Here is a 9,313-nt window from a genome sequence, read left to right as displayed (position 1 = left end):
CGCCCGCCACGACGACGCCGACCACCAAGCTGACCATCATCTGGGTCAGGGCCGCGACGCCTGACCGCGTGCGCGGCACGCCGTACTCCTTGCTCAGTTCGGCCTGGGCGACGATCGGCCAGAGGCTGCCCGGGATGTACTTGCCGAGCTGCCCCAGGAAGTAGACCCGCGCCGCCGCGACGATCGGCAGCCGGGAGCCCATCCCGGTCAGCACCGCGCGCCACGACAGCATGGCGGCGAACAGCCCCACCAGCACCGCGACGAGCGCACCGCCGACGGCGGCGGGGTCGAGCCGCGCGATCCCGTCGCTGATCCCGGCCCAGTTCTGCACGACTATGGCCGTCATCCCGGCGAGCACGAGGATGAGCGCGACTGGTTTCAGGAACCGGCGGACGAGGGCTTTGAGGCGTGGAGACACCCAGGGATCGTAGCCGCGAATGGGTCGGTCCCTGCTTCGGCGGTAGGCTGCCGCAGCGTGCCTGGAACTCTTTTCATCACCCGGAAATACCCGCCGTCCGTCGGCGGGATGGAGACGCTGGCGGCCGATGTCTGGGCCACCCTGGGGGCGGATCCCGACGCCGGCGCCCGACTGATCGCGCACGGCGGGACGAACCGCTGGCTGCCGCTGTGGTTCCCGGGTGCCGTGCTGCGCACGATCTGGCTGGTCCTGCGCGGCAAGGTCGACATCGTCCTCACCGGCGACGTGGCCACGTACCTGTTGCTCGCGCCCCTGCTGCGGGCGCTGCGCGTCCGGCACGCGACCATGGCCATGGGCAAGGACATCGTCTGGTCGAGCCCCTCGTACCAGCGCGCCGTGCGCGCCGGGATCGGCAAGGCCCCCCTGGTGCTCGCCATCAGCTCCGCGACCGCCGAGGTGGCCATCAGCCACGGGGCGGTCCGCGAGCGGGTCCGGGTGGTGCGCCTGGGCGTGCAGGACCCGCACGTCTCGGAGGCCGACCGGCGCGAGGCGCGGGCCGGGCTCCGCGAGCGGTTCTCGATCCATTCGAGTGACGTCACGCTGCTCACCCTCGGCCGGCTCGTGAAGCGCAAGGGCGTCGAGTGGTTCATCCGTGAGGTCCTGCCGAAGGTGCCCGACGGCGTCGTCTACCTCGTCGCCGGCGGCGGCGAGGACGGCGCGCGGATCGACGCCGCGGTGGCCGCCCTGCCCGACCCGTCCCGGGTGCGGGTGCTGGGGGCCGTGTCGAGCGAGGACCGCGAGCTGCTGATGCGCGGCGCGGACCTGTTCATCCAGCCGAACGTCCCCGTGGCCGGCGACATGGAGGGGTTCGGCCTGGTCGCGGTCGAGGCTGCCCTGCGCGGTGCGCTTGTCGTCGCCGCGGACCTGGAGGGACTCCGGGACGCCGTCGACGACGGCTCGACCGGCTACCTCGTCCCGCCCGAGGACTCCGAGGCGTGGGCCGCTCAGATCCAGACGCTGCTCGACGACGGTCCCCTGCGGGACCAGACGGCCCGGGCGTTCTCCGACGCCGCACGGGTGCGGTACTCCACGGTGACCATGGGGCGCGAGCTGCGCCGCCTGCTGGCGCTCGAGTCGGCCGCCCGGTGAGGCGCAGGGTGCCGGGGCGGGTCTTCGTCGACGCCACCGCGATCCCCGCCGAGCGCGGCGGCGTCGGGCGCTACGTCGACGACCTGCTGCCTGCCCTCGCCGCCCAGGGCGTCGACCTCGTCGTCGGCTGCCAGGCGCGGGACGGCGCCGCGTTCGCCGAGCTGCTGCCCGGGGCGGAGATCATCCCGGCACCGGCCGCCATCGAACGCCGGCCGGTGCGGATGGCCTGGGAGCAGTCGATCCTGCCGCTGCTCGTGCGCTCGACGCGGTCGGCCGTGCTGCACAGCCCGCACTACACGATGCCGCGGTTCGCGGGCGTCCCGGTCGTGGTGACGCTGCACGACGCGACCTTCTTCAGTCACCCCGAGCTGCACACGCCGCTCAAGGCGCGGTTCTTCCGATCCGCGATCCGCACCGCGGTGCACCGGGCGGACGCGCTGGTGGTGCCCTCGGGCGCGACCGGAGCCGAGGTCCGCCGCTTCGTGGGCGGGCGCGACGAGCTGTTCCACGTCGCCTTCCACGGGGTCGACTCCGCGGTCTTCCACGCGGTCGACGCCGCCGAGCAGGAACGGGTCCGGGCGACCCTGGGCCTGACGGGGCGCGAGTACGTCGCCTTCCTCGGCACCCTCGAGCCGCGCAAGAACGTGCCCGCCCTGATCCGCGGCTGGGCCCGGGCGGTCGCCGACCAGGCCGATCCGCCGGCCCTGGTGCTCGCGGGCGGCCGGGGCTGGGACGAGGCCGTGGACCCGGCGATCGCGGCCGTGCCGCCGGGCCTGACGGTGCTGCGGCCCGGCTACCTGCCGCTCGCGGACCTGCCGGGATTCCTGTCGGGGGCCAGGGTGCTCGCCTACCCGAGCCTCGGCGAGGGCTTCGGGCTTCCCGTGCTCGAGGCGATGGCCTGCGGGGCCGCCGTGCTGACCACGCGCGAGCTGTCGCTGACCGAGGTCGGCGGGGACGCCGTCGCGTACTGCGACACGGACGACGCCTCGATCGGGGACGAGCTCCGCGCCCTGCTCGCCGACGACGCCCGCCGTGCCGAGCTCTCCGCGGCCGCGATCGAGCGCGCCGCCGAGTTCACCTGGGAAGCCGCCGCCACCGTGCACATCGAGGCGTTCGAAGCCGCCCAGCGCCGCGCCTGAGCGGACCCGGGCGGGCCCCGGAATCGCTCGCCGGTCGCCGGCGCGGGGTTCAGCGCCGGCCGCCGCCGCTCGCGGCTCAGTGCATCGCTCAATGCAGCCGATGAGCGCCAGAGGTGCACGTTCGATGCATTGAGCCCTGCACTGAGCCACCGATCGAGCCGTGTCGCCGCACCGCGCTCGCCGTGGCCGTCGCCGTCGTCAGAATCCTGGGTGTATGGCTGGGTGTATTGGATGAGCACCAGGGGTGCACGTTCGATACACCCAGCCATCCACCCAGCGTTCGCTACGGGTCCGGCTCAGCGGGGCAGGGACGCGACGTACGCGGCGACGTCGTCGAACTTCGGCAGCAGGTTGGTCGCGAGCGCGTCGGCCAGGGTGGGGGCGGCGAGGTCCTTGGTCGAGAGCTGGGGGGCCAGCGGGCGGCCGTCCCGCGCCGTCGTCGGCCAGGCGATCGCGACCTGCGGGTCGAGCGGGTGGATGCCGTGCTCGTGGCCGGGGGAGTAGCCCGCGGAGCACAGGTACTGCACGGTCGAGTCGTCCTCGAGGGACATGAAGGCGTGGCCCAGGCCCTCCCCGACGTAGATCGAGCGGCGGTCGACGTCGTCGAGCAGCACGGAGTCCCACTGGCCGAAGGTCGGCGAGCCGACCCGGATGTCGACGACGACGTCGAGCACGGCACCCTTCGCGCAGGTGACGTACTTGGCCTGGCCGGGCGGCACGTCGGCGAAGTGGATGCCGCGCAGGACCCCGGCCGCGGAGACCGAGCAGTTGGCCTGCCGGAGGTCGAACCGGTGCCCGAGCGCCGCGGCGAACGGGTCGCCCTGGAAGTACTCGAGGAACACCCCGCGGGGGTCACCGTGCTGGATCGGGGTGATCTCCCACGCGCCGGGGACCTTGAGCTCGCGGTATGTCATGGGGGCCTCTCAGATCGCGGACGGGCCGGGTCAGCCTAGCGGCGCACCTAGACTGACCCGGGTTCGCGAACGGGCGGCCGGTACACGGACGAGCGGGGAGACTTCAGTGCGTTGGTTGGTCGTGGGTGCGAACGGGATGCTCGGTCAGGACCTCGTGGCGACCCTGCGCGAGCGCGGTGCGGACGTGCGGACGTCCGCCTCCGGCGAGCTCGACATCACCGATGCGCCGGCGTGCCTCGCATTCGTCCGCGACGTCGACGTGGTGGTGAACTGCGCCGCGTACACCGCGGTCGACGACGCCGAGTCCCACGAGCCGGCGGCCTTCGCGGTCAACGCCGTGGGCGCCGCGAACCTCGCCCGGGCCGCGCACGCGGCGGGCGCGCGCATCGTGCAGATCTCGACCGACTACGTGTTCGACGGCGCCGCGACGACGCCCTACCCCGAGGACGGCGCCCTCGCCCCGCGATCGGCGTACGGGCGCACCAAGGGCGCGGGGGAGTGGGCCGTGCGGGCTGAGTGCCCCGACCACCTCGTGGTGCGCACGGCCTGGCTGTACGGCGCCGGCGGCCCGTGCTTCCCCAAGACCATCGCGCGGGTCGCCGCCGAGCGCGGCGGGCTCGACGTGGTCGACGACCAGCTCGGGCAGCCGACCTGGACCGTCGACCTGGCCGACCTGATCGTGCGGCTCGTGCTCGCCGGTGTCACCAGCGGGACCTACCACGGCACGTCGTCGGGCCAGGCCTCGTGGCTCGGCTTCGCGCGCGAGGTCGTGGCCGCGGCGGGCCTGGACCCGCAGATCGTCCGCCCGACGACGAGTGACAAGTTCGTCCGGCCGGCGCCGCGCCCCGCGTACTCGGTCCTCGGGCACGACGCGCTGGTCGACGCCGGCGTGGCCCCGATCGGCGACTGGGCGCAGCGATGGGCGCAGGCGTCCGGCGCGGTGCTCGGCGCACGCGTCTGACCCGCTGCCCCACCCGGACGCCGCCACGATGAGGGACGCGCACCACCATGCCTGAAACCACGACCGTCACGACCGCGCCGACCGGCTCGGCAGCCGCCGACGACCAGGCAGGATCCTCGACGTCCGGCGGTCTGCGCCGCTCGATGGGGCCCCGGCACCTGATCATGATCGCGATGGGCGGGGTGATCGGCTCGGGGCTGTTCCTCAGCTCCGGGTACACCATCCAGCAGGCCGGACCCCTCGGCGCCGTGCTGGCCTACCTGGTCGGCGCGCTCGTGGTCTACCTCGTCATGGCCTGCCTGGGCGAGCTCGCGCTCGCCTACCCGGTGGCCGGGGCGTTCCACATCTACGCCACGCGCGCCATCGGCCCGGCCACCGGGTTCACCACGGCCTGGCTCTACTGGCTGTGCTGGGCCGTGGCGCTCGGCTCGGAGTTCACCGCGAGCGGCCTGCTCATGCAGCGCTGGTTCCCCGGGGTCGCGGTGTGGGTCTGGTGCCTGGTGTTCGCGGTGCTCGTCTTCGCGTTCAATGCCTTCTCGACCCGGGTGTTCGGCGAGACCGAGTTCTGGCTGTCCCTGGTGAAGGTGTCGGCCATCGTGGCGCTGATCGTGCTGGGCGGGGCCGCGCTGCTCGGCTTCCGGCCGCTGAGCGCCGACGCACGCCCCCCGCTGATGCTGACCAACTTCGCCACCGACGGCGGGCTGCTGCCGCACGGCTTCGGCGGGGTGCTGATCACCACCCTGGCGGTGTTCTACGCGTTCTCGGGCTCGGAGCTCATCGGGGTCGCCGCGGGTGAGACGAGGGACCCGGAGCGCGCCATCCCCAAGGCCCTGCGCGCCACCGTGCTCCGGTTGCTGATCTTCTTCGTCGGCGCCATCACGGTCATCGCCGCCACCGTCCCCTACGCCACGGTCGGCCTGGACCAGAGCCCGTTCGTGACCGTGTTCGCCAGTTTGGGCATCCCCTACGCCGCCGACGTGATGAACTTCGTGATCATCACCGCGCTGCTCTCCGCGGGCAACAGCGGCCTGTTCGCGTGCGCGCGGATGCTCTTCTCGTTGGCCGACGAGGGCCAGGCGCCGCAGGTCTTCCGGCGCGTGACGAGCAGGGGCGTCCCGCTCGTCGCGGTCAGCGTGAGCATGATCGGCGGTCTCGCCTCGTTGCTGTGCAGCGTCGTGGCACCGGAGTCGGTGTACCTCGTGCTGGTCTCGATCGCCGGGTTCGCGGTCGTCGGGGTCTGGATGTCGATCTCCGCGTCGCACTTCTTCCACCGCCGGGCCTTCGTGCGCGACGGCGGCGACGTCGCCGCGCTCAGCTACCGGGCCCCGCTCTATCCGCTCGTCCCGCTGCTGGCCTTCGGGCTGTGCCTCGCGTCCGTCGTCGGGCTCGCCTTCGACCCGAACCAGGTCGCCGCGCTCTACTTCGGCATCCCGTTCGTGGCGCTGTGCTACCTCTACTTCCACCTCCGGCACAGGAAAGCGGCGATCGTCTAGGCTCTGTCGCGACCCGAGGCGTCCGGCCGATCGGATCCTTCCATTCGATTGAGCGGACCACAGTGGCGGACGATCGGCGGCCCATCGAGAGCCGAGTTTCCACGGTCAGCGGTGCCGTCGGTGAAGCGGTGTTCGGGGTTCCCCTCGCCGGGGCCATCTGCTGGCTCACGTTCAGCGGGCGCACGTTCGCGATCCTCGCCGTCGTCCTGGTGGCCGGCGCCGTCGTGTGGCCCGCGCTGCTTGCACCCCTGCTGACGTACCGCGTGGACGCCGACGGCGTCATCCACGAGATTCGACGGCGCAGTTCCGCTCAGTTCCGGGTCAAGGAGATCACGTCCATCTCCTATGACTGGGTTCCGTACAGCGATGCCTGCCTCGATATTCGGACTCCCGACGGAGTGATCATCGTTCCCCTCAACGACGAGTCGCAGGACTTCCGGTTCGAGGTCGGCCGACAGTTCCGCGAGCTCTACCCGGGTCGGATGTTCGCAGACCAGCGGGCCATGCGAGCGCTCGGCATCAACCTGCACTAGCTCGTTCCTGCGGGAACGTCCCCGCCGGCGGACGTGGAGCAATGACCGCCCAACTATCGAAGCTCGCCGCCTACGCGGTCTGCCTGCGAGAAAGGCGGATTCTGCTCGCCCGCTACGTCCCGCCGGGCGGTGCCCAGCGGTACTGGACCCTTCCGGGCGGGAAGGTCGAGCATGCCGAGGCCCCCTACGGCGCGGTGGTCCGGGAGGTCGCCGAGGAGACGGGATACCGGGTCGAGGTCGAGCGGCTGCGGGGCGTGGATTCCCGTCGCGGACGTGCCGGGGATCGAGCGTTCGGTGATCGTCGACGTCGGCCTGGGGTTGGCGCGCGTGCTTCCGCTCAACGCACCGGTGACGGTTCGTCGTCGTGGGCGATGTGCGCGAGCTGGCGCCAGATGAGCACGACGAAGCAGGCCGAGCCGACGAACGCGAACCAGAACGGTGCCGTTACTCCCCAGCGCTCGGCCAGCAGTCCGCCGATGCCGGAGCCGAGGACCAGCCCGCCGAACACCCCGACGAGGTTCACGCTGCCGACCCGGCCCTGCAGCGCGGAGGGCACGGCGCGCTGGCGGACCGTGATCGACGTCGTCCCCCAGACGAAGGCGTGCGCGCCGAAGACGACGAAGGTCGCCATCGCGACCCAGGGGCGGGTGGTGAGCGCGAGGGAGAGATGGGTGAGCGTCTCGATGATGAGGCCGATGCGCATCAGGTTGCCGAGGCTGACGTGCCGGGTGATCCAGCCGTAGCACGACGTGCCGACCAGGCCGCCGACCGCGCTGGCGGTCGTCAGCAGTCCGAACCCGATCTCGCCCATGCCGAGCCGCCTCGTCGCGTAGAGGACGAGAACCGACCAGGCCGCCCCGAACGTGATGTTGAAGGTGAAGATGGTCAGGATGAGCGTGCGGACCGCGGCATGGTGGCGCACCCAGCGGAAGCCCTCGGCGATGTCCGCTCGGACGTGGCGACGGCGCTCGGGCGCGCGACCGTGCGGGGGCAGCACGATCCGGGACACCAGCAGGGCTCCGGCCGCCACGACGACGGTCTGGGTCGCGAACGGGAAGACCGCACCCAGGGCGAACAGCGCGGCTCCGATCGGCGGTCCGGCCAGCTGGTTCAGCGTGAGGAATCCGGTCTGGAGCCGTGAGTTGCCGGCGGCGAGGTCGTCGCGCGCGACAAGCATCGGGAGCAGGGTCTGGGACGTGCTGTCAGCGAACACCTCGGCAGTCCCGACCAGGAACAGGGCGGTGAGGACCACGCTGATCGTCACCCGGCCGGTGAGGACGGTGACCGTGAGCAGAGCGAGCACACTGGCCCGGAGCAGGTCGACCGTCACCACCAGGATCCTGCGGTCGAGCCGGTCCGCCAGAGCGCCGGCGGAGAGTCCGAACAGGAGGGGCGGTAGCCACTGCAGGGTCGCAGCCAGGGCCACGAGGCGGGCGTCGTGCGTGAGGGAAGCGACCAGGAGCGGCCCGGCCGCGAGGGCGATGCCGTCGCCGAGGTTGCTGATCCACGACGATGCGAGAAGCCATCGGAAGCCGACGCCCAGCCGGGCGGGCGCCACGGCCTCCACGAATCGGCTCACAACGCACAGATGCTAACGGCTGCCGAGCCCGCATCCGCGCCCGGCACGGCCGGCAGTGGTGGCACCTAGGGTGGGCGCCATGACACCCGGCTCACCCCTCGGCCGCCGCACCGTCCTGACGGGAGGAGCCGTCCTGCTCGGCGCCGCCGCTCTCGGCGCCGCGGGTGTCGCGACGGACGTGCTGCCCGGCTCGGCGAGCGTGCGGCGCCGTCTCGGGTGGGACGGGCCGGACGGTGTGGTGCCGGACGTCCCCGGCGGCGTCGTGCGGATCCGCGACGTGGCATCGGCGGCCCGCGGGACCCACGTGAACCTGGCCACGATCGTGCCCGAGGGCGTCGACCCGGCGGGTCTGCCGGTGCTTCTCGCGCTGCACGGGCGGGGTGCGAACGCCCGGACCCTCGTCGACCTGGGCCTGCCCGAGTTTCTCACCGCCGCGGTGCGCGCCGGAACGGAACCCTTCGCCGTCGCGGCGGTGGACGGGGGCGCGCGCTACTGGCACCGCGTCGGGGGTGACGATCCCCAGGCCATGTTGCGCGACGAGGTTCCAGGGTGGCTCGCGCAGGACGGGCTCGGCCCCGTCTTCGGCGCGCTCGGCATCTCGATGGGCGGCTTCGGCGCGCTGCTCTGGGCCCGGGATGCCGTCGCTGCGCCGGCCGCGATCCTCACCCTGAGCCCGGCGCTCTTCCGCAGCTGGGGCGAGGCGAAGGCACGAAAGGTCTTTGTCGACGAGGCCGACTGGGCCGACGGTGAACCCCTGCGCCACCTGGACGCGATCGACGGCTCGACTCTCGGCGTGTGGTGCGGCACCGAGGACCCCTTCGTGACCGCGGCCCGCGAGCTCGCCGCGGGGGCCGGCGCGGCGAGTGCGTCCTTCGACGCGGGCGCGCACACGCAGGGGTACTGGCGAAGGGTCCTACCGGACGCGTTCAGGTTCGCGGGTGCGAGGCTGCCGAGCTGAGGCGACGACCATGCGTCCGGGCAACCGGCGCTAGCGGGACCTTCCTGGCTAGCTGGATCGTGAGTGGTCCCGGCTGAGCGTTCGGTGGGTCATTTGGGTGCGTTGACCTGGGGAGATGTTCGGTTTGGGGCTTGACTTCGTCGACCGAACAGTGTATTACCCATATATG

General features: G+C 72.4%; 8 protein-coding genes and 2 pseudogenes. 7 read left to right on the top strand and 3 right to left on the bottom strand.

Annotation, left to right across the window (positions count from 1 at the left end; genetic code table 11):
* A pseudogene (locus tag VIM26_RS18500) lies at positions 1-418 on the bottom strand (hypothetical protein); the annotation flags it as partial.
* Positions 419-475: 57 nt separating this feature from the next.
* Here VIM26_RS18500 and VIM26_RS18495 point away from each other — a divergent pair.
* Positions 476-1,567: a glycosyltransferase family 4 protein gene (locus VIM26_RS18495; protein ID WP_331953941.1), complete on the top strand. Its 1,092-nt coding sequence runs from the start codon at positions 476-478 to the stop codon at positions 1,565-1,567.
* Positions 1,564-2,706 carry a glycosyltransferase family 1 protein gene (locus tag VIM26_RS18490; protein ID WP_331953939.1) on the top strand — a complete coding sequence of 381 codons (1,143 nt, stop codon included), beginning with the start codon at positions 1,564-1,566 and terminating at the stop codon, positions 2,704-2,706. Before VIM26_RS18495 ends, VIM26_RS18490 begins: the two co-directional genes overlap by 4 nt.
* 296 nt (positions 2,707-3,002) lie before the next feature.
* Here VIM26_RS18490 and VIM26_RS18485 read toward each other — a convergent pair whose 3' ends face one another.
* Positions 3,003-3,620 carry a dTDP-4-dehydrorhamnose 3,5-epimerase gene (locus VIM26_RS18485; protein ID WP_331953937.1) on the bottom strand — a complete coding sequence of 206 codons (618 nt, stop codon included), beginning with the start codon at positions 3,618-3,620 and terminating at the stop codon, positions 3,003-3,005.
* 106 nt (positions 3,621-3,726) lie between these two features.
* Here VIM26_RS18485 and rfbD point away from each other — a divergent pair, with 106 nt between their 5' ends.
* From rfbD to VIM26_RS27160, 4 genes and pseudogenes are all read left to right on the top strand, one after another.
* On the top strand, positions 3,727-4,581 hold the full coding sequence (gene rfbD / locus VIM26_RS18480) for a dTDP-4-dehydrorhamnose reductase (RefSeq protein ID WP_331953935.1): 855 nt from the start codon (positions 3,727-3,729) through the stop codon (positions 4,579-4,581).
* A 47-nt stretch (positions 4,582-4,628) separates the two neighbouring features.
* Positions 4,629-6,074 (top strand): amino acid permease, encoded by a 1,446-nt coding sequence (locus tag VIM26_RS18475; protein ID WP_331953933.1) that lies wholly within the window; start codon positions 4,629-4,631, stop codon positions 6,072-6,074.
* Positions 6,075-6,136: 62 nt separating this feature from the next.
* Positions 6,137-6,607: a hypothetical protein gene (locus tag VIM26_RS18470; protein WP_331953931.1), complete on the top strand. Its 471-nt coding sequence runs from the start codon at positions 6,137-6,139 to the stop codon at positions 6,605-6,607.
* Between the two features lie 41 nt (positions 6,608-6,648).
* Positions 6,649-6,879 (top strand): annotated as a pseudogene (locus VIM26_RS27160) (NUDIX domain-containing protein); the annotation flags it as partial.
* Between the two features lie 65 nt (positions 6,880-6,944).
* Here VIM26_RS27160 and VIM26_RS18465 read toward each other — a convergent pair.
* Entirely contained in the window at positions 6,945-8,186 is a 1,242-nt protein-coding gene (locus VIM26_RS18465; protein ID WP_331953929.1) for an MFS transporter, read from the bottom strand.
* Between the two features lie 79 nt (positions 8,187-8,265).
* On the opposite strand from VIM26_RS18465, the gene VIM26_RS18460 reads away from it, so the two are divergent.
* On the top strand, positions 8,266-9,144 hold the full coding sequence (locus VIM26_RS18460; RefSeq protein WP_331953927.1) for an alpha/beta hydrolase-fold protein: 879 nt from the start codon (positions 8,266-8,268) through the stop codon (positions 9,142-9,144).
* Positions 9,145-9,313 lie beyond the last annotated feature (169 nt).

It is taken from the genome of Pengzhenrongella sp. (assembly GCF_036565025.1).
Lineage (GTDB): Bacteria > Actinomycetota > Actinomycetes > Actinomycetales > Cellulomonadaceae > Pengzhenrongella.
Note: the sequence above shows the minus strand (reverse complement) of the source record. Positions and strands in the feature narration are given on the sequence as shown.